The organism is Nocardia sp. CDC160, assembly GCF_035818795.1.
In the GTDB taxonomy this organism is placed as follows: domain Bacteria; phylum Actinomycetota; class Actinomycetes; order Mycobacteriales; family Mycobacteriaceae; genus Nocardia.
Genome location: NZ_JAYKYT010000001.1, coordinates 1378112 through 1396789 on the forward strand (window position 1 = coordinate 1378112; position 18678 = coordinate 1396789).

Genomic DNA, 18678 nt, shown 5'->3' on the forward strand with positions numbered 1-18678 from the left:
TCCCGTGCCAGGTAGACCCCGGTCGCGGCGCGGCACGCCGGATGCGCGGCATGGGGCGGCCGGACGCTTTTCGGGGATCGGACCCCGCAGCGACTAAGCTCCGATGTCGTGGTTTCGCCGAAGTCCGAGGAAGCAGCCGTGGAGGATCGTCGTACTCGCCTGCTGGCGGCGGCGGCGATAACCCTGGGGCGACTCTCGGATGTCCTGACCCCGCTGGGCGAATTGTTCGCCGCGCACGGTCACCAGCTGTATCTGGTCGGCGGCAGTGTGCGCGACGCGGTGCTGGGTCGGCTCGGCACCGATCTGGACTTCACCACCGACGCCCGCCCCGAGGTGGTGCAGGAGATGATGCGCGGCTGGGCCGACAATCTCTGGGACACCGGCGGCCTGGCCTTCGGCACGGTGAGCGCGTCCAAGGGCGGCCAGCAGCTCGAGATCACCACCTTCCGCAGCGACTCCTACGACCGGGTCTCGCGCAATCCGGAGGTCACCTTCGGCGACACCCTCGAGGGCGATCTGGTGCGCCGCGATTTCCGGGTGAACGCCATGGCGGTGCGCATCGGCGCGCTGGGCGAGCTGGAATTCGTGGATCCCCTCGGCGGCATCGAGGATCTGCTGGAGGGTGTGCTGGATACGCCTGCGCTGCCGCAGGATTCGTTCCAGGACGACCCGCTGCGCATGCTGCGCGCCGCCCGTTTCGTCTCGCAGCTGGGCTTCGAGCTGGCCCCGCGGGTGCGCGCGGCGATCGTGGCCATGGCCCCGGAGATCGATCGCATTACCGCCGAGCGGGTGCGCACCGAGCTGGACAAGCTGATCGGCGGCGAATACCCGACCGACGGCATCGACATCATGGTCGAGACCGGACTGGCCGCGCGGGTGCTGCCCGAGGTCCCGGCCATGCAGCTCGAGATCGACGAACACCACCAGCACAAGGACGTCTACCAGCATTCGCTGACCGTGCTGCGCCAGGCCATCGATCAGGAGCAGGGCGATCCGGATCTGGTGTTGCGCTGGGCCGCGCTGCTGCACGACATCGGCAAGCCGCCCACCAAGCGCAATGAGCCCGGCGGCGGCGTCAGCTTCCACCACCACGAGGTGGTGGGCGCGAAGATGGTGCGAAAGCGCATGCGCGCCTTGAAGTATCCCAAGCAGTTCACCGAGGATGTGGCGCGGCTGGTGTATCTGCACCTGCGCTTCCACGGCTACGGCAAGGGCCAGTGGACCGATTCGGCGGTGCGCCGCTACGTGACCGACGCGGGCGACCTGCTCCCCCGCCTGCACAAGCTGGTCCGGGCCGACTGCACGACCCGTAACCGGCGCCGCGCCGCGCTGCTGCGCTCCACCTACGACGATCTGGAAGCCCGCATCGAGCGCCTGGCCGAGCAGGAGGATCTGGCGCGGGTGCGCCCGGATCTGGACGGCAACGCCATCATGGAACTGCTCGACCTGCAACCGGGTCCGGATGTCGGTAAGGCGTGGCGCTTCCTGAAGGAGCTGCGCCTGGATCGCGGTCCGATGAGCCGCGACGAGGCCGAGGCGGCGCTGCTCGAGTGGTGGCCGACCCAGAAGGCTTGACGCTCAAAGGCTTGACGCTCAGAAGACGATGAGCGTCGTCCCGGCGACAATGGCCGAGCGGATCTGCGCCAGATCGAACGATCCGGTGATGGACGGCAGATCCGCGGCGAAGACCACGCGGTCGCCGACCCTGTGGGCGCTGCTGATGCGCGCCTGACTCGGCAGGCCGGTCAGCGGAATCGGATTCAGCACGGTGAATCGCTTGGGCGCGCGCACCTTTCGCCAATGCGCCCGATGCACCCGGATGGACAGCACATTGTCGGTGATCTCGGCCTCGGCCAGCGCCGTGATCCGGCGGCGGCGGTGCCGGGCCAGCACGAGCCCGTCGGCGGCCGGTTCCAGCTCCCAGTCGGGCTGCCAGGAATTGATCCATTCCAGCAGTGCCGCAACAGATATGACGCCCTCGAGGTCGAGCTGCGCGGCACGCACCTTGGTGGGCACGCCGGGGATGAGTCGCACGCCGTGCGCGATGACGGTCAGTTCCTCGATGGGATGCCGGTTCCAGAGCAGCCCGGTGAGAACGGTTTTGGTCTGGAAGTGCGCGCCGCGCCGCCGCACCTTGAGCGTCTGCAGCGTGGCCCGCAGGTCGTGCCCGAGCAGGGTCGCGCTGACCTCCTGGCCCCCGAACCGGCTGAGGATCCCCTCCGACAGCAGCGTCATGAGCACGTCGGGCATCAGTGCGGTGACCGTCCCGGCGCCGAAATCGGCGGCGGGCTCGAGCCAGGCGGTGGTGAAGCTCGTGAAGCTCGTCCACGACCAGGCCTTCGGATCGAAATACGTGGCCATGATTGGTTCGAGCGTACTGGCCTAAAGGGGTGTGGGGGCCTAGCCCCCACACCCCTTTACGTATATGCGGAGATATACGATTATTGCTTCCGAATCTGCGGAAGTATTCTTCCTGTCATGCCCGAAATTCGGATTCGTGACGCCGCCCAGCTCCTGGGCGTCAGCGACGACACCGTGCGTCGCTGGATCGACAGCGGCACGCTCTCGGCGCGCAAGGACGAATCCGGTCGCCTGGTGGTGGATGGCAAACAGCTCGCGGAACTGGCCGTCGAGCAGGCCCGCACTCCGCAGACCCGGATGGGTAGTGCCAGTTCGGCACGCAATCGATTTCCCGGACTGGTCACCAGGGTGGTGGCCGATACCGTGATGGCACAGGTGGAGATGCAATGCGGACCATTCACAGTCGTTTCGCTGATGAGCAGCGAGTCGGTGCGCGAGCTGGGTCTGCAGCCCGGCAGCGTGGCGTGGGCGAGCGTGAAGGCGACCACCGTGGTGGTGGAGACCGCCACCGAGGGGAAGGAAGCCGGTGGCACGGCCTAGGCGTCAAGTCCGGCGCGGCGCTGGCCGCGACCGCGGTGCTGGGCGCGGGTCTGCTGTCGGGTTGCGGTTCCTCGTCCACGAGCAGTGACACCAAGACCATCACGGTTTTCGCCGCCGCCTCGCTCAAGCAGGTGTTCACCCAGCTGGGCACCCAGTACGAGAGCGCGCATCCCGGCACGAAGGTGACTTTCTCCTTCGCCGGTTCGTCGGATCTGGTGGCGCAGTTGAACAATGGCGCGCCCGCCGACGTCTTCGCCTCCGCCGATCAGGCCAATATGGACAAGGCGGTGAAGGGTGGCCGGATCACCGAGAAGCCGCAGACCTTCGCCACCAATGTGCTGACCATCGTGACGCCGCCGGGCAATCCGGCGCACGTCAATTCCCTCGCGGACCTGTCGCAGTCGGGTCTGCGGCTGGTGGTGTGCGCGCCGCAGGTGCCGTGCGGTTCGGCGACCAAGAAGGTGACAACCGATGCGGGCGTGTCGATTTCGCCGGTGAGCGAGGAGTCCTCGGTGACCGACGTGCTGGCCAAGGTGACCTCGGGGCAGGCCGACGCGGGCCTGGTCTACGTCACCGACGCGGCCGGTGCGGGCAACAAGGTGCAGACCGTGAACTTCCCGGAGTCGGCCAAGGCCGTGAACACCTATCCGATTGCCACCGTGGCGGATTCGAAGAACGCCGCCGCCGCGAAGGACTTCGAGGCCCTGGTCACCGGGCCGGACGGGCAAAAGGCCCTGCAGCAGGCCGGTTTCGGTAAGCCGTAGTGAAACCCCCGGTCTGGCTACTGTTTCCGGCCGCCATCGGCTTCGTGCTGGTGGCCGGTCCCCTGGTAGCGCTGACCGGGGCGGTGGACTGGTCGCATTTCCTCGGCCTGATCACCTCGGAATCCTCGCGAGTGGCACTGGAATTGAGCCTGCGCACCTCGCTCGCCGCCGCCGTGCTGTGCATCCTGCTCGGGGTGCCCATGGCGGCGGTGCTGGCCCGGTCGCGCTGGCGCGTACTGCCGGTGCTGCGGGCACTCGTGCTGCTGCCCTTGGTTCTCCCGCCCGTGGTCGGTGGTCTGGCCCTGCTCTATCTGTTCGGCCGTCACGGTCTGGTGGGCCGGGAGTTGGAGTCGATGGGCATGCGCATCGCGTTCAGCACGACGGCGGTGGTGCTGGCGCAGACGTTCGTGGCATTGCCGTTCCTGGTGATCACGCTGGAGGGCGCCATGCGCACCGCCGGTGACCGCTACGAGCGGATCGCCGCAACCCTGGGCGCGCGGCCGTCGACGGTGTGGTGGCGGGTGACGCTGCCGCTGCTGCGTCCGGCGTTGGTGTCGGGCACGATTCTGGCCTTCGCTCGGGCGCTGGGCGAATTCGGTGCGACGCTGACCTTCGCGGGCAGCCTGCAGGGTAGGACCCGCACCCTGCCGCTGGAGATCTATCTGCAGCGCGAATCCGATCCCGATGCCGCCGTGGCGCTTTCCTTGCTCTTGGTGCTGGTGGCGGCGGTCATCGTGCTCGTGGCCTACCGCCGCCCCGGCCTCGCCGCGGATCGCGTGCCCGGCGGTGCGAGCTAGCGTGGCTGCCATGTCGTCTGTTTTCGTACCGCGCGCCGAGCGCATTGTCGAAGCGCTCTTGACTGCCGATCCGCACCTGGCCGCCTCGGTCGGTGATCACCGTTCCGACGAGCGGCTGCCGGACTGGTCGCGGGCCGCGGTGCGCGGGCAGGTGGCCATGCTGCGGGAGGCCTCGCACGCGCTGGCCGAGATCGACGACGAGGACCTCGCGACCGCCGATCGGGTGGATCTGGCGCTCCTGCAGCAACGGGTCGACGCCATGCTCTTCGAACGCGTCGACACCCGCGAGCACGAGTGGAATCCGCTGCTGCACAATCCCGGACCGCTGCTGTACCAGCTGCTGGCGCGTCCCTTCGCGCCCGCCGAGGTGCGATTGGAGGCGCTGCGCGTGCGGCTGACCGTGCTGCCCGACGCCTTGGCCACGGCCCGCGCGGTGCTCGGCGATATGCCGCGCGTGCACGTCGAGACCGCCATCGGTCAGTTCGGCGGGGTGGCGTCCCTGGTGCGCGATCAGCTCCCCGAGCTGGCCGCCCAGGTCCCGGGATTCGATATCGAACCCGCTGCGGGCGAGGCGATCTCGGCGCTGACGGAGTTCACCGCCTGGCTCACCGATCGGCTCGACGCCTCGGACCGTGACCCGCGCCTGGGCCGTCGGCTGTGGGAGGCCAAGCTCTGGCACACCCTCGACACCAATCTGAGCTCGCGGGAGATTCTGGAGCGCGCCTTCGCGCACCTGGAGCAGCTGACCGGCGAAATCCGGTCCGCCGCAGGGGAATTGCTGGGTGTGGCGAATCCGGACGACGACACCGTGCGCAAGGCGATGGATCAGCTCGGTGGCGACCGTCCGGACAATGCCACGGTGGTCGCCGTCGCGCGCGACGCCCTGGCGGAGGCCACCGCCTTCGTCCGCGAGCACGAGTTGGCCACCCTGGTCGACGATCCGCTGGTCATCCAGGAGATGCCGGAGTTCGCGCGCGGTGTCGCCATCGCCTACTGCGATCCGGTGGGCCCGCTCGAAACCGCGCAGCTGCCAACGTTCTTCGCCATCGCGCCCACCCCGGCCGACTGGACCGCCGATCGCGTGACCTCGTTCTATCGCGAATACAACAACCACATGATGCGCAATCTGACCGTGCACGAGGCCATGCCCGGTCACTACCTGCAGCTCGCCCGGGCCCGCCGCTACCGTGGCGCCACCCCGATCCGGGCGCTGTGCTGGAGCGGCACCTTCATCGAGGGCTGGGCCGTCTACACCGAGAAACTCATGGCCGACCACGGTTTCGGTGGTCTGCCGGTGCGCCTGCAGCAGTTGAAGTCCCATTTGCGCATGACCATCAACGCCATTCTCGACCAGTCGGTGCACTGCGAGGGCATGACGAAGGCCGAGGCCATGCGCCTCATGCTGGATCGCGGCTTCCAGGAGGAGGGTGAGGCCGCGGGCAAATGGCGGCGCACCCTGCTCAGCTCCACCCAGCTCTCCACCTATTTCGTGGGCTACACCGAGATCGCCGCCCTGGCCGCCGATCGCCCGGTCGTCACCTCCCCGCGCGAGTGGCACGACGCCATGCTCGATCACGGCTCCCCCGCTCCGCGTCACCTGCGCCTTTTGCTCGGGGTCGACGATGGCTGACGGACTGTCGGTGACCGCGCGCCTGGCGGACCGGGATCTCCAGGTGGCACTGGAGGTTCCGCCGGGCGAGGTGCTGGCGGTGCTGGGCCCCAATGGCGCGGGCAAGTCGAGTCTGCTGGATGTGGTGGCGGGCCTGGTGGTTCCGGACGCGGGCGAGGTGCGTCTCGGCGATCGGGTGCTCACCGATACCGCGAAAGGCATTGCGGTGCCCCCGCATCGGCGCGCGGTCTCGCTGCTGGCGCAGGATGCCCTGTTGTTCCCGCATCTGTCGGTCGAATCGAATGTGTCCTTCGGTCCGCGCAGCCGGGGCATGCGGGGCCGCGCGGCAGTGGCGCTGGCCCGGGAGTGGTTGCGGGCCGTGGACGCCGAGGACTTCGCGAACCGATCGCCCGGTTCGCTGTCCGGCGGTCAGGCCCAACGGGTCGCCCTGGCCCGGGCGCTGGCCGTCCATCCGGAGGTCCTCCTGCTCGACGAGCCCATGGCCGCACTGGACGTGACCGCCGCCCCGGCCATGCGGACCCTCCTGCGTCGGGTCCTGCGGGACACCGGTGCGCACCAGCTCGCGGCCCTGCCGGACTCCCGCCCGACCGGAACGATTCTCGTCACCCACGACATCATCGACGCGGTCACGCTCGCCGACCGGATCGCCGTGCTCGAGGCCGGGCGGGTCATCGAATCCGGCCCGGTGGCACAGGTTTTGGCACGGCCGCGAAGCCGGTTCGCGGCGCGCATCGCGGGAGTGAATCTGCTGCTGGGCACCGCCGCGAGTGGTGGCAGCCCCGGGCTGGGCGCGGTCGCGGCGGGCGAGCTCGAGATCGTCGGCCGCTGCGCGGCGGAGTGGCCGCCCGGCGCCCGGGCGGCGGCGGTGTTCTCGCCGACCGCGGTGGCGGTGCACCTGGAGCATCCGGAAGGCAGTCCCCGCAATGTGTTCCGGGTGCGCGTCGCGGAACTGGAGGATGGCGGCGGCGTCATCCGGGTGCGCGCGGTGGACGGTCCGGGCGCGGCCGCGGGGCTGGCCGCGGATCTCACTCCGGCCGCGGTGGCCCAACTCGGCGTGGCCCCCGGCATGGAGGCGCACTTCGCGGTCAAGGCGACCGAGGTCGACGTCTACCTCCATTGACCGGGCTGCGAGACATGAGATTCTTGTCGCCGGATGCGGGCGCGCCCACAATCGGATCACGACGACAGCTGGAGGACGCGGATGACGCTGGATTTGAACAGCGACCTGGGCGAGGGCTTCGGCGACTATGTCATGGCCGATGACGCCGCCATGCTGGACGTGGTCACCAGCGCGAACATCGCCTGCGGCTTCCATGCCGGGGACCCGGCCATCATGCGCCGCACCTGCGCGCTGGCCGTCGAGAAGGGCGTCCGGATCGGCGCGCACGTCGGCCACCGCGATCTGCCCGGCTTCGGCCGCCGTGCCATCGCCATCTCCCCCGCGGACCTGCGCGACGAGACGCTGTATCAGATCGGCAGCCTGGACGGCTTCGCCCGCGCCGCCGGTGACCGGGTGCGCTACGTGAAACCCCATGGCGCGCTGTATCACCAGGCCGCCGCCGATCGCGCGCTGGCGGACGCCGTGGTCGCCGCGCTGCGCGAGTTCGACACCGAGCTGATGCTGCTCGGCCCGGCCGCCACCGAACTCGACCGGGCCGCGGCGGACGCCGGAATCCCCTTCGTCGGTGAGGGTTTCGCCGACCGCGCCTACACGCCGGAGGGTCTGCTGGCCCCGCGCGGCCTGCCCGGCGCGGTGCTCGACACGGATGCCGCGGTGGCGCAGGCACTCTCGATCGCCCGCGACGGCAAGGCCACCAGTGTGGACGGCGGCACGGTCGCGGTCCACGCCGCCAGCATCTGCGTGCACGGCGACACCCCGGCCGCGGTCGAGATGGCCCGCCGCATTCGGGCCGCCCTCGACGAATCCGGCACGCCCGTGCGGGCTTTCGCCTGAGCGCGGGGTGAACGGGCATGACCGGTCCGGAACGATTCGACACCGTCGGCGAGGTGCGGACGGCGGGTGACCGCGCGCTGCTGGTGATTCCGCCGGTGCACGCCATGGTCGCCGACCTGGTATCCGCCCTGCGCAAGCGGCCGTCCGGCGTCGTGGATGTGCTGCCCGCCGCCGAGACCGTGCTGGTGACCCTCACCTCGCCCGCCGTCGCCGACCGGGTCCGAGAGCAGTTGCGGGCGTTGCTGGCTCGCCTCGATGCCCGGGCCCGGGTGGCGGTGGGTGACCGCGCGCGGCCGGGCCGTCCCGACCGAGATCCCTTCGGTTCGGTGGACGAGGAGGACTCCCCCGAGGAGCCGCTGCTGATCCCGGTCCGTTACGACGGCGCGGACCTGGCGGAGGTCGCGCGCCTGCTCGGCCTCACCGTGGCCGAGGTGATCGCACAGCACACCGACACCGTATGGCGCTGCGCCTTCGTGGGTTTCGCGCCGGGGTTCGGCTATCTGGAATCCCCCGACGGCCGGTTGAGCGTGCCGCGCCGCACCCAGTCCCGCACCGCGATTCCGGCGGGCGCGGTGGCGCTGGCGGGCGGCTATTCGGCGGTCTACCCGCGCAGCAGTCCCGGCGGGTGGCAGCTGATCGGCACCACCGAACTCCCGATGTGGGCGGTGGATCGGGATCCGCCCGCCCTGGTGCGGGCGGGCACCAGGGTTCGTTTCGTGCCCGCGGAGGTGCGCTCATGAGCGGATTGCGGGTCGAGCGGGTGGGGCCCCTGGCCACCATTCAGGATCTGGGTCGTCCCGGCTGGTTCGATTCCGGGGTGGGCACCGCCGGTGCGGCGGACCGGGCCTCGTTGCGGCTGGCCAATCGACTGGTCGGCAATGCGGAGGGTGCGGCCGGAATCGAGGTGCTGCTGGGCGGTCTGGAACTGTTGGCGCGGCGGCACGTCACGGTGGCGGTGACCGGCGCCTCGGCCCCCATCACGGTCGACGATCGGGCCATGGGCACGGCCAGTGTGCTGGAAATGGCAGAGGGCCAACGGCTTCGGCTCGGCTACGCGAGCACCGGCCTGCGCAGCTACGTGGCGGTGCGCGGCGGCATCGAGGTCGCGCCGGTGCTGGGTTCCCGCAGCCGCGACACCCTGTCGGGCATCGGACCGGACCCGCTGCGCGCGGGTGACGAACTGCCGGTGGGCAAGCCGCCGCGCAACTGGCCCATCGTGGATGTCGCGCCGGTGCCGATGCTGGGCAACGACCTGCTCACGGTGCGCGCCATCCCCGGCCCGCGCGCCGACTGGTTCGCCGACGCCACAGCGCTTTTCGCGGGTGAATGGACGGTGTCGGCCGATACCGACCGGATCGGCGCGCGCCTGGACCGGCGCAGCGGGCCGACGCTGCGGCGCAGTGTCACCGCCGAATTGCCCACGGAGGGCATGGCATTGGGTTCGATCCAGGTGCCGCCCAGCGGCCAGCCGGTGGTGTTCCTGGCCGATCACCCGATCACCGGCGGCTATCCGGTCATCGCCGTGGTGGTCGATGCCGACGTGGATTCCGTCGCCCAGGCCCGACCGGGTCAGGCCCTGCGTTTCCGCCGAGTCGAATAGCTGTATCTCACTTCAATAGAGTTGTCTCACTTCAACTTCGCGTGCATGAGATACACGTTGTAGCTGTTCCACGCCGACATGGTGAAGTACAGATCGTTCCCGGTCGACCAGGGATGGATGTATCCGCCGTAGGTCGTCGGATAGTCGTCGGTGTCGACCAGGGTCACCGGATCGGTCCACGCGCCTTGCGGTTCGGCGGCGGTGCGCAGGGCGATGGCGTGGTGGTCGAGATCCAGATAGACCATCTGCCACTGTCCGCTCGACGCGTCGTAGCGCACCGACAGTTCCCCCGCGGTCCCGGAAAGCACCGGCGTGGCCAGTAATTCGTCGGGTCCGATGGCGGGCACCCAGGTGTCGTGGATCCAGTACTGATAGGCCGTCTTGTTGAGGACCTGATCGGTCGGCACCCGTGCCAGCCCGATGGTCCCGAAGCGGCCGTTGGGTGTGCCGAACATGTAGACGTATCCGTCGTGTGGCGCCATGGCCTGCACCTGGAAGCGTCCGAGCCCGAAAATATTGTCCCAGCGCGCCCATTCGGATTTGGTCCAGGTGCTGCCGCCGTCGTCGGACCAGGCCAACCCGCCCAGATTGGTCCACCACATGCCGGGCTTGTGGCGGCTCCACCGCGCCACCGACATATAGGTGAGGTACTGCCGCCCGTCGAGCGCGAAGCCCGAGGTCGGAATGGTGGTGATCTCGAAATTGTCGATCTTGCGGCTGCTCAGGATCTCCGCGGCATGGCAGCGGCCGTTCTGCACGAAGGTGTCGAGACCCAGGCCCTGGGACAGATCGCGGGTGCTGCTGAAGGCGAGGCTGTTGCTACGCCAATCCTGATCCCCCGCACCCGCTCCCGGCGGCTCCCACCCCTTGCCGAAGGTGTCGCCGAACGCGACCGCGATGGTGCCGGGCGCGGATTCCCAGAGAATCCCGAGGTCGGTGCCGTCCACCGACCACCGCATGTCCGTGCGGTTGGTCGACCCGTGCCCGGTCACCTGATTCACCAGGGTGAGGGAGTCGAGTTCGCGCGGGGCCACCGGCGCGGCGACGGGCGCGGGGGCCGGGGGTTGGGTGGCCGGTGCGGGCTGGGGCTGCGGATCGAGGGGGTCGCCGCCGGGCACCGGGATCGGGACGGTCTCGGGAATCTGGTCGAATTGCACCTTCGGCAGCCCGGGCAGCGAAAGCGCGTCGCCACCGGTGCCCGAATCGCCCGGTGGGTCGGCGGGTGCGCCCGAGGTAACGGCCGGATCGACCGGATCAGCCTCCGGCACAGCCTGTTCCGGCTGCTCCGACTGTTCCGGTTTGGGGCTCTGGTCGTTGCGCAGGTCCGGGCACGGGTTGGCGCACGGGTCCGCGGGCAGGGGCGCGGGTTCGATGCGGGTGTTGTCCGGCCGCGGTCCCGGAATGGGGACCGGCGTGAACTGCGGCACCGGTATCTGGACGTGAATGGTGTCGTCGGGCGGGGGCGGCGTCGGTGTCGGCAGTTTCGGATCGGGTTGGCGCGCCAGCGGATCGAATTCCGTTTCGCCGCAGGCGTTCATGGACGGCGGCACCCAGGGCGCCAGGGGTGAGGCCAGCGCCGGTGCGGCGGGCAACAGCATGACGGCAAGGACGGCCGCACCCGAGAGTGCCAGGGCGGCAGTCGGTCTGGAGCGTGCCGGTCGCATCCCTGTCACGGTAACCGCCCGGACCGGCATCCGGGTAGCGATCTTGGCGTGTCGCCCGGTCAGGGGTTCGCGTGCCGTCGCGAATTCGCGGCGATGGCAAGGATTCCGCACGCGTAGACCGCCGCCGCGGCCGCCACCATCGCCGGTGAGCGCCCGTCGGCCGGGACGACGAGCGCGGTACCCGCCAGCGCCAGCACGAAGGTGATATTGAATACGGTGTCCTGCAGCGCGAAGACCTGCCCGCGATGCGCGTCGTCGATATCGATCTGCATGGCCGCGTCACCGGTCAGCTTGATCACCTGGCCCGCCAGCCCGAGCAGGAACGCCGCGGCCAGCAAGGACAATTCGGCCCACCGCTCGGCCGCCCCCGTGGCGATGGTGATGGGCGTGACCAGCGCCAGCTGCACCGCGATGGCGGCGATCAGGCAGGTCACCACCGTGCGTGCCCGGCCCAGCCGCGGGATCAGGATCGGCGCGACCACGGCCGCGGTCAGCATGCCCGACCCGGTGGCGGTGATGGCCGCGCTGAACTTGGCGATGTGCGTCCCCACCGCGGCCTCGTCGCCGCGCCGCAGCGCCAGCACCATGAGCAGGGTGTCCGCGCCGAAGACGATCCGGTGCGCGCCGATGCCGAGGAAGGTGGTGGTGACCTCGCGCGAGTGCCAGGCCGCGGTCGCTCCCTCCCGCAGTCCCGCGGCAATGGCGCGCACGGTATTCCGTTCGCCCCCGGACCCCTTGTCGCGCTCCGGTCCCAGCGCGCGGGGCCGGAATCCGGCCGCCGCCAGCGCGCCCACCACCGAGCCGGTGGCGCTGACCGCCGCGGCCACCGCCGAGGCCAGGTCGCCCGCGCCGATCAGTCCGATGAGCGAGAAGGCCAGGCCCGCGCCGAGAATCGCGCAGCCGGAGGCCACCGTGGCCAGCACCGAGTTCATCGGCACCAGCCAGCGCTGCGACAGCACCCGGGGCAGGGCGGCCGACACGCCCGCGCCCACGAACCGGCTCACCCCCACCACCGCCAGCGCGCCCAGCAGCAGCGGGGTGGAGCGGATTCCGGCCAGCAGGCCCACCGCGGTCAGCAGGATGAACAGTCCCCGCAGCAGGTTGGCGACCAGCAGCACCAGGCGGCGATCCCAGCGGTCGAGCAGTGCGCCCGCGTAGGGCCCGATGATCGAATACGGCAGCAGCAGCGCCGCGAAACCGCCCGCGATGGCCAGCGGATCGGTCTCGCGTTCGGGATTGAACAGGATCGCCCCCGACAACGCGGCCTGGAACATGCCGTCCCCGAACTGTCCCGCCAGCCGAACCGCGGTGAGCCGCAGCGTGCCCGGATTCTCGCGCAGCCCGGTGCGAGCCGCCGCGAGCCGGTCGCGCAGCCTCGGCCGACCGACCGATTCCTGCGGGGCGGGTGCGGTCATCGGCTCGGGTGGGTGGTCACCAGGGCGAAGACCGCGGCGCGCATATCGTCGGCCATGGGTAGGTTGTCGACGGTGTCGGCGTCGATCCACTGGTAGCGGTCGTGTTCGGTGGGGTCGAGCCGCACCTCGCCGTCCTGCGTCTCGACCACGAAGCTGTACTTGCGCACCCGGGACTTGGTCCGGGTGGCGTAGTCGAAGCCGCCCAGCACGTCGGTGATGCGCACGACGCGCAGCCCGGTCTCCTCGTAGAGTTCGCGGGCCACGCAGTCGGCGAAGGATTCCCCGGATTCCACTCCGCCACCGGGCAGTTCCCACATGCCCGCATTCGACCCGTCCGCGACACGCCGCACCACCAGCAGTTTGCCGTCCCGGAAGACGGCCACGCCCACCACGAAGTGAGCGATCCCCGCACTCTCGGCCTGCTGTCGGAGTTCGCGCTCGATGCCCGCGAGTACCTCGGGTCGCATCCCCCTGCTCTCCCTCCCGTTTCGCTTGCGGCACATCATGATACGGTCGCCGACTCGAGCCCGCCGGGGCGCGGGCGGGCCGGAGCCCGCCGTTCACCGTCGCGCCATGTGGTCGCCGCGCGTTTGCCCGAACCTACTACCCGGGGTGTATGGCCTGGTCGGCAGCGGGCGGGGCGGCGGTGCTCCCACGCTAGACTATTTACCTGGAGTTCAGCGCGAGGCATGGATTGTGCCCCTACCCTGGAACCCGATCGGTGCTCGCCGGTGAGAGGAGTACGGCGGTGTCCACCCTCACGACACCACACATCGATGTCCATCGTGGCGGCGACCGCATGAAAACCCGTGTGGCGTGGCTGGATTCGAAGCATTCGTTCTCGTTCGGAGAACACTACGACCCCGACAACACCCATCACGGCCTGCTGCTGGTGAACAACGAGGACATCGTCCTGCCCGGCGAGGGTTTCGAGACCCATCCGCATCGCGACATGGAAATCGTCACCTGGGTCTTGAGCGGCAGCCTGGTGCACCAGGATTCGCTGGGCCACAACGGCGTCATCTATCCCGGTCTGGCCCAGCGCATGAGCGCGGGCACCGGCATTCTGCATTCGGAGAAGAACGATTCCTGGCGGATCAGCGCCGCGCCCGAACATCAGGAGCCGGTGCACTTCGTCCAGATGTGGGTGGTGCCGGACGAATCCGGCCTGACCCCCGGCTATCAGCAGCTGGAGGTCGACGCCGAGTTGGCGGGCGGCGGCCTGGTCACCGTGGCCTCGGGCCTGCCCCGCTATCGCGATCGGACCGCCATTTCCATTGCCAGCAGCCACTCCGCGCTGCATGTGGCGCGGCTGCCCGGCGAGGCGGCCGAGGTGCGCCTGCCCGAGGCGCCGTACCTGCACGTCTTCGTCGCGCGCGGTGAGGTGGAGATGGAGGGTGTGGGCACGCTGTACGAGGGTGACGCCGTGCGGCTGACCCGCAGCGGCGGTCAGCGGGTCACCGCGAACCTGCCGTCGGAAATCCTGGTGTGGGAAATGCATGCTCGCCTCGGCGGGCAATAGCATCGCACCATGAACCAGTACCCGCCACCGGACCAGCAGGGACAGTACGGTCCGCCCGGTCCCTACGGTCAGTACCCGCCGCAGGGTGGCGGCTATCCGCCGCCCGGGGGCCAGCAGTACTCGCCCGGGGGCCAGCAGTACTGGACCGAATCGCCCAAGGGCAAGGGCATGGCGATCACCGCCCTGGTCTTCGGCATCGTCGGCCTGCTCACCTGCTGGACCGTGCTGCTGACCGTCATCGGCATTCTGTGCGGGCTGGTCGCCCTCGTGCTGGGCGTGATCGCCATGGTGCGGGCCCGCCGCGGTGCGGCCGGTGGGTTCGGCATGGCGCTCGGCGGCGTGATCACCGGCGCCCTCGCCCTGATCATCGGCGTCATTGTCGGTGCGGTGGTGTGGATCTTCTTCAAGGACACCGGCGGCACCGATCTGATCGACTGCCTCAACAAGGCGGGCAACGACCAGTCCAAGATTCAGCAGTGCCAGGACGAATTCAACAAGCGCGTCGAGGACAAGTTCAGCGTCACCCTGACGCCCGCGCCTACCCGCTGACCGGGCGGCACTCGCGGGTGGCCGCGAGCACGTCCGCGAGGTCGGGGCGAAAGTCCCCCTCCGGCGGGTGAATCCACGCGCGGTAGCCGCTGTGCTCATCCGACGGTGAGGGCAGCACGATGCTGCTACCCGGCAGCGCTACGGAGGCGCAATCGCGGAAAAGGTCGGAGAACAGGGCCATGTCGAGGTAGGAGTCGTCCATCGGACCGGTGAGGAAGGTCCAGCGGCCCGAGCGCGGGTGGGCGATGATGGGTCCGCAGCACTGCCGGGCGGCCAGCGCGTCGCGGACCCGGCCGCCCAGGTCGGCGGGCATGGTGACGGCTCCGACGGCCCCGACCTCCAACATGATTCGACCGAGGGTCGAGTCCACCACGCCGTAGAGGCCGTGCTCCTTGCGGTAGCGGCGGCACCGGGCCAGCGCTTCCTGGGTGGCGGTATACGAGGACGGGTCCAGCGCGCTCATGGCGAACCTCCTGCTACCGACCCTATGCCCGGGTAATCGCTATGACAATAGTCACACGCCCGCGAGTTGGCGGGCGTAGGATCGCTGGTCATGGCACCCGTCTCGCCCACGGTCGCCCGGTGGGAGCTGGTCCTGCGGTTGCGCGAACTGCGCGAGCAACGCGGCTTCGATTCGGCGACCTTCGCCAAGCGCGTCGGCTTCACTCCGGCCAACTGGTCGCACGTGGAGAAGGGTCGCCGCGTGCTCACCGCGACCACCATCCGCCCGGTGTTGGAGCTGCTCGAGGTGGAGGGCGAGGAGCGCGAGGAGCTGCTGGAACTGCTGGCGCTGAGCAAGGAGCGCGGCTGGTGGGCCAAGTACTCCGTGCTGATCGGGCCGGAGCTGCAACGGTATTACGGCATGGAACTGGGTGCGGAGAGTATTCGCAGCTACGACTCCCTGGTGGTGCCCGGGCTGTTGCAGACCGAGGACTACGCCCGCGCGCTCATCAGCGCCGACGTCATGATCCGGCCGGTGCAGGTGGAACAGCTTGTGGCGGTACGACTCCGGCGGCAGGAGCGATTACGCGGCGATGACCGGGTGGAGCTCACCGCGGTCATCGGCGAGGCAACGCTGCTGCAACAGATCGGCGGCCCGAAAGTATTGCGCGGGCAACTCGAACATCTGGCAACACTGCTGGACGAACTGGATTCCATTTCGGTGCGGGTGATTCCGTTCACCGCGACCCGCGGCGCACTGCTGGGCGGGTCGAGTTTTCATCTGCTGGATTTCGCTTCCGAATATCTGCCCACGTTCACCTGGGTGGAGAGCGCGGTTTTCGGTGGGGCCGTGGAGGATCCGGAGCAGATTCGCGATCTGCGGTTCGCATTTGTGCGTGCACTGGACCAATCCCTCGGTCGCGCAGAATCTTTGGAGTTGATCAAACGCTATTCGCAAGGGTAGGAGACGCATGCGTAACTGTAAAATGCTGCCCATGCAAACCACCGCGAAGTACCAGCCGAAATCCACCGGCTGGTTCACGTCGTCTCGTACCAATAACGGAAATCAGTGCGTGGAGGTTCGATTCGACGGTGATGCGGTGCTCATCCGCGACAGCAAGTACCGGCGCAATCCGGAACATCGCCTTGACGACGAGCCCATCATCACCGTCACCGCGTCCGAATGGATGACATTCCTGGACGCCGTGCTGGGCCGCCATATCCACCGCACCGCGCTCATCGCGGAGACCGGTGCGGACGGCCACACAACTCTCACGCACGAACGGATCACCCTCCTTTACACCCCCGGCGAATGGGATGCCTTCGTCGCCGGGGTCCGCGACGGAGAATTCGACCGGGTGCCGCTTCCCGCCTAGGTGCGTTCACCGATCGTGAACGCACGGGTGCGAAGTTCACAGCGCCCGGCCGTGTGCCACCGGAGTGGGCATACTGGGGTGCGTGACTTCGCAGCTGACGCCTCCCTCCGGTATCGACCTGTCCTTCCGTGACGCGGATGTGCGGGTGCAGGACGACCTGTTCGCGCACGTCAATGGCAAATGGCTGGACAGTTACGAGATACCGGCGGACCGGGCGGTCGACGGTGCCTTCCGCACGCTGTACGACCAGGCGGAACTGGACGTGCAGAAGATCATTCAGGACGCCGCGGCCTCGGGCGCCGCCCCCGGCAGCGAAGAACGCAAGATCGGCGACCTCTACAACAGCTTCATGGCCGCCGACGCCATCGAGGCCGCGGGCCTGAGCCCGATCGCCGAGGAGCTGGCCGCCGTGGCCGCCGTGTCCGACCGTTCGGACTTCGCCGCGCTCATCGGCCGCCTGCAGCGCACCGGTGTGGGTGGCGCGCTGGCCTTCTACGTCGACACCGACGACAAGAACTCCACCCGCTACCTGGTGCACGCCACCCAGTCCGGCATCGGCCTGCCCGACGAGTCGTACTACCACAAGGACGAGTACGCGGAGATCCGCGAGAAGTACGTCGCCCACATCCGCCACATGTTCGAGCTCGCGGGGCTGTCCTACGACGCGCAGCGGGTCTTCGACCTGGAGGCCAAGCTGGCCGCTGGCCACTGGGATGTGGTGCGCCGACGCGACGCCGAATTGAGCTACAACCTCGTCACTTTCGACGATCTGGTCGCCGAGAATCCCGAATTCGACTGGACCGCCTGGACTTCCGCGCTGGCCGCGGGACTGGATCGCTCCGGCCCGGAGCTGTTCGCGGAACTGGTGGTGCGCCAGCCGGATTACGTGCGCGCCTTCGCCCAGGCCTGGGCCTCGGAATCGCTGGACGACTGGAAGGCCTGGGCGGCCTGGCGGGTCGTGAAGGCTCGCGCGCCGTACTTGACCGCCGCCCTGGTCGAGGCCAATTTCGACTTCTACGGCCGCACGCTGACCGGCGCGCAGGAGAACCGCGAGCGGTGGAAGCGCGGGGTGTCGCTGGTGCAGGACCTGCTGGGCGAGGCGGTGGGCAAGCTCTATGTGGCCCGGCACTTCCCGCCGGAGGCCAAGGCCCGCATGGTCGAGCTGGTGGCGAACCTGCAGGAGGCCTACCGCCGCAATATCTCCCGGCTGGAGTGGATGGGTCCGGACACCCGGCAGGCCGCGCTGGCCAAGCTGGAGAAGTTCACCCCCAAGATCGGCTACCCGGATGAGTGGCGCGACTACTCCGCCGTCACCATCGATCCGACCGATGTGGTGGGCAACTACCGCAACGGCTATGCCGCCGAACACGATCGGGACCTGAACAAGCTGGGCGGTCCGGTGGACCGCGGCGAATGGTTCATGACCCCGCAGACGGTGAACGCCTACTACAACCCGGGCATGAACGAGATCGTCTTCCCCGCGGCCATTCTGCAGCCGCCGTTCTTCGATATGAACGCCGACGACGCCGCCAACTACGGCGGCATCGGCGCGGTCATCGGCCACGAGATCGGCCACGGCTTCGACGATCAGGGCTCGAAGTACGACGGCGACGGCAATATGGTCGACTGGTGGACCGAGTCGGATCGCACCGAATTCGCCAAGCGCACCAAGGCCTTGATCGCCCAGTACAACCAGTTCTCCCCCAAGGACCTCTCCGACGACCACAAGGTCAATGGCGAGTTCACCATCGGTGAGAACATCGGCGATCTGGGCGGACTCTCGATCGCCCTGGAGGCGTACAAGATCGCCATGGCGGGTAAGGAATCCCCCGTCCTCGACGATCTCACCGGGCTGCAGCGCGTGTTCTTCGGCTGGGCGCAGGTGTGGCGCACCAAGGCTCGCCCGGAGGAGGCCATTCGCCGCCTGGCCGTCGATCCGCACTCGCCGCCGGAGTTCCGGTGCAATGGCGTGGTGCGCAACCTGGACAGCTTCCACGAGGCGTTCGACGTGAAACCCGGTGACGAGCTCTACCTGGATCCCGCTGAGCGCGTGAAGATCTGGTGA

19 protein-coding genes are annotated in these 18678 nt (G+C 69.0%); 14 read left to right on the plus strand and 5 right to left on the minus strand.

The genetic code is table 11. From position 1 onward, the window contains the following. Nucleotides 1-108: 108 nt before the first annotated feature. Nucleotides 109-1575: a CCA tRNA nucleotidyltransferase gene (locus VMT40_RS06130; RefSeq protein ID WP_326356936.1), complete on the plus strand. Its 1467-nt coding sequence runs from the start codon at nucleotides 109-111 to the stop codon at nucleotides 1573-1575. A gap of 18 nt (nucleotides 1576-1593) precedes the next feature. Here VMT40_RS06130 and VMT40_RS06135 read toward each other — a convergent pair whose 3' ends face one another. Next, on the minus strand, nucleotides 1594-2361 hold the full coding sequence (locus VMT40_RS06135) for a hypothetical protein (protein WP_326356937.1): 768 nt from the start codon (nucleotides 2359-2361) through the stop codon (nucleotides 1594-1596). 117 nt (nucleotides 2362-2478) lie between these two features. Between VMT40_RS06135 and VMT40_RS06140 the strand changes: the two genes are divergently transcribed. The 8 genes from VMT40_RS06140 (at nucleotide 2479) to VMT40_RS06175 (ending at nucleotide 9646) form a co-directional block, all read left to right on the plus strand. After that, nucleotides 2479-2901: a TOBE domain-containing protein gene (locus VMT40_RS06140; protein ID WP_326356939.1), complete on the plus strand. Its 423-nt coding sequence runs from the start codon at nucleotides 2479-2481 to the stop codon at nucleotides 2899-2901. A 20-nt stretch (nucleotides 2902-2921) separates the two neighbouring features. Continuing rightward, nucleotides 2922-3665: a molybdate ABC transporter substrate-binding protein gene (modA, locus tag VMT40_RS06145; RefSeq protein WP_442789925.1), complete on the plus strand. Its 744-nt coding sequence runs from the start codon at nucleotides 2922-2924 to the stop codon at nucleotides 3663-3665. Next, nucleotides 3665-4462, plus strand: coding sequence for an ABC transporter permease (locus VMT40_RS06150; RefSeq protein WP_326356940.1), 798 nt, complete (start codon nucleotides 3665-3667; stop codon nucleotides 4460-4462). Before modA ends, VMT40_RS06150 begins: the two co-directional genes overlap by 1 nt. 10 nt (nucleotides 4463-4472) lie before the next feature. Further along, nucleotides 4473-6092, plus strand: a complete 1620-nt coding sequence (locus VMT40_RS06155; RefSeq protein ID WP_326356941.1) for a DUF885 domain-containing protein — start codon at nucleotides 4473-4475, stop codon at nucleotides 6090-6092. After that, nucleotides 6085-7212, plus strand: a complete 1128-nt coding sequence (locus VMT40_RS06160) for a sulfate/molybdate ABC transporter ATP-binding protein (protein WP_326356942.1) — start codon at nucleotides 6085-6087, stop codon at nucleotides 7210-7212. The genes VMT40_RS06155 and VMT40_RS06160 overlap by 8 nt, the downstream gene beginning before the upstream one ends. An 81-nt stretch (nucleotides 7213-7293) precedes the next feature. Then, complete coding sequence (locus tag VMT40_RS06165) at nucleotides 7294-8046, plus strand: LamB/YcsF family protein (RefSeq protein WP_326356943.1); 753 nt, start codon at nucleotides 7294-7296, stop codon at nucleotides 8044-8046. A gap of 17 nt (nucleotides 8047-8063) precedes the next feature. Then, a complete protein-coding gene (locus VMT40_RS06170; protein ID WP_326356944.1) occupies nucleotides 8064-8786 on the plus strand; it encodes a 5-oxoprolinase subunit B family protein in 723 nt (240 codons plus the stop codon). Beyond that, a complete protein-coding gene (locus VMT40_RS06175; RefSeq protein ID WP_326356945.1) occupies nucleotides 8783-9646 on the plus strand; it encodes a biotin-dependent carboxyltransferase family protein in 864 nt (287 codons plus the stop codon). The genes VMT40_RS06170 and VMT40_RS06175 overlap by 4 nt, the downstream gene beginning before the upstream one ends. Nucleotides 9647-9672: 26 nt before the next feature. Here the strand turns inward: VMT40_RS06175 and VMT40_RS06180 are convergent, their stop codons facing one another. Genes VMT40_RS06180 through VMT40_RS06190 form a run of 3 tightly spaced genes read right to left on the minus strand, consistent with a single transcriptional unit; the run spans nucleotide 9673 to nucleotide 13192 of the window. After that, nucleotides 9673-11310 (minus strand): DUF4185 domain-containing protein, encoded by a 1638-nt coding sequence (locus VMT40_RS06180; protein ID WP_326356946.1) that lies wholly within the window; start codon nucleotides 11308-11310, stop codon nucleotides 9673-9675. 59 nt (nucleotides 11311-11369) lie between these two features. Continuing rightward, on the minus strand, nucleotides 11370-12725 hold the full coding sequence (locus VMT40_RS06185) for an MFS transporter (protein WP_326356947.1): 1356 nt from the start codon (nucleotides 12723-12725) through the stop codon (nucleotides 11370-11372). After that, nucleotides 12722-13192: an NUDIX hydrolase gene (locus VMT40_RS06190; RefSeq protein WP_326356948.1), complete on the minus strand. Its 471-nt coding sequence runs from the start codon at nucleotides 13190-13192 to the stop codon at nucleotides 12722-12724. Before VMT40_RS06190 ends, VMT40_RS06185 begins: the two co-directional genes overlap by 4 nt. 281 nt (nucleotides 13193-13473) lie before the next feature. Between VMT40_RS06190 and VMT40_RS06195 the strand changes: the two genes are divergently transcribed. Both VMT40_RS06195 and VMT40_RS06200 read left to right on the plus strand, forming a co-directional pair. Continuing rightward, nucleotides 13474-14247, plus strand: a complete 774-nt coding sequence (locus VMT40_RS06195) for a pirin family protein (RefSeq protein ID WP_326356949.1) — start codon at nucleotides 13474-13476, stop codon at nucleotides 14245-14247. 9 nt (nucleotides 14248-14256) lie between these two features. After that, nucleotides 14257-14796, plus strand: coding sequence for a DUF4190 domain-containing protein (locus VMT40_RS06200; RefSeq protein WP_326356950.1), 540 nt, complete (start codon nucleotides 14257-14259; stop codon nucleotides 14794-14796). Here the strand turns inward: VMT40_RS06200 and VMT40_RS06205 are convergent. Further along, entirely contained in the window at nucleotides 14786-15259 is a 474-nt protein-coding gene (locus VMT40_RS06205) for a hypothetical protein (protein WP_326356951.1), read from the minus strand. The genes VMT40_RS06200 and VMT40_RS06205 overlap by 11 nt on opposite strands. Nucleotides 15260-15349: 90 nt before the next feature. Here VMT40_RS06205 and VMT40_RS06210 point away from each other — a divergent pair, with 90 nt between their 5' ends. The 3 genes from VMT40_RS06210 (at nucleotide 15350) to VMT40_RS06220 (ending at nucleotide 18678) form a co-directional block, all read left to right on the plus strand. Beyond that, nucleotides 15350-16201 carry a Scr1 family TA system antitoxin-like transcriptional regulator gene (locus VMT40_RS06210; RefSeq protein ID WP_326356952.1) on the plus strand — a complete coding sequence of 284 codons (852 nt, stop codon included), beginning with the start codon at nucleotides 15350-15352 and terminating at the stop codon, nucleotides 16199-16201. 31 nt (nucleotides 16202-16232) lie between these two features. Next, nucleotides 16233-16613, plus strand: coding sequence for a DUF397 domain-containing protein (locus tag VMT40_RS06215; RefSeq protein ID WP_326356953.1), 381 nt, complete (start codon nucleotides 16233-16235; stop codon nucleotides 16611-16613). Between the two features lie 82 nt (nucleotides 16614-16695). Beyond that, on the plus strand, nucleotides 16696-18678 hold the full coding sequence (locus VMT40_RS06220; protein WP_326356954.1) for a M13 family metallopeptidase: 1983 nt from the start codon (nucleotides 16696-16698) through the stop codon (nucleotides 18676-18678).

Bases quoted from the DNA above. Each gene is read 5' to 3' on its own strand.
- VMT40_RS06135 (WP_326356937.1), bottom strand. From the start codon at position 2,361: ATGGCCACGTATTTCGATCCGAAGGCCTGGTCGTGGACGAGCTTCACG.
- VMT40_RS06140 (WP_326356939.1), top strand. From the start codon at position 2,479: ATGCCCGAAATTCGGATTCGTGACGCCGCCCAGCTCCTGGGCGTCAGC.
- VMT40_RS06155 (WP_326356941.1), top strand. From the start codon at position 4,473: ATGTCGTCTGTTTTCGTACCGCGCGCCGAGCGCATTGTCGAAGCGCTC.
- VMT40_RS06160 (WP_326356942.1), top strand. From the start codon at position 6,085: ATGGCTGACGGACTGTCGGTGACCGCGCGCCTGGCGGACCGGGATCTC.
- VMT40_RS06165 (WP_326356943.1), top strand. From the start codon at position 7,294: ATGACGCTGGATTTGAACAGCGACCTGGGCGAGGGCTTCGGCGACTAT.
- VMT40_RS06170 (WP_326356944.1), top strand. From the start codon at position 8,064: ATGACCGGTCCGGAACGATTCGACACCGTCGGCGAGGTGCGGACGGCG.
- VMT40_RS06175 (WP_326356945.1), top strand. From the start codon at position 8,783: ATGAGCGGATTGCGGGTCGAGCGGGTGGGGCCCCTGGCCACCATTCAG.
- VMT40_RS06180 (WP_326356946.1), bottom strand. From the start codon at position 11,310: ATGCGACCGGCACGCTCCAGACCGACTGCCGCCCTGGCACTCTCGGGT.
- VMT40_RS06185 (WP_326356947.1), bottom strand. From the start codon at position 12,725: ATGACCGCACCCGCCCCGCAGGAATCGGTCGGTCGGCCGAGGCTGCGC.
- VMT40_RS06190 (WP_326356948.1), bottom strand. From the start codon at position 13,192: ATGCGACCCGAGGTACTCGCGGGCATCGAGCGCGAACTCCGACAGCAG.
- VMT40_RS06200 (WP_326356950.1), top strand. From the start codon at position 14,257: ATGAACCAGTACCCGCCACCGGACCAGCAGGGACAGTACGGTCCGCCC.
- VMT40_RS06205 (WP_326356951.1), bottom strand. From the start codon at position 15,259: ATGAGCGCGCTGGACCCGTCCTCGTATACCGCCACCCAGGAAGCGCTG.
- VMT40_RS06210 (WP_326356952.1), top strand. From the start codon at position 15,350: ATGGCACCCGTCTCGCCCACGGTCGCCCGGTGGGAGCTGGTCCTGCGG.
- VMT40_RS06215 (WP_326356953.1), top strand. From the start codon at position 16,233: ATGCAAACCACCGCGAAGTACCAGCCGAAATCCACCGGCTGGTTCACG.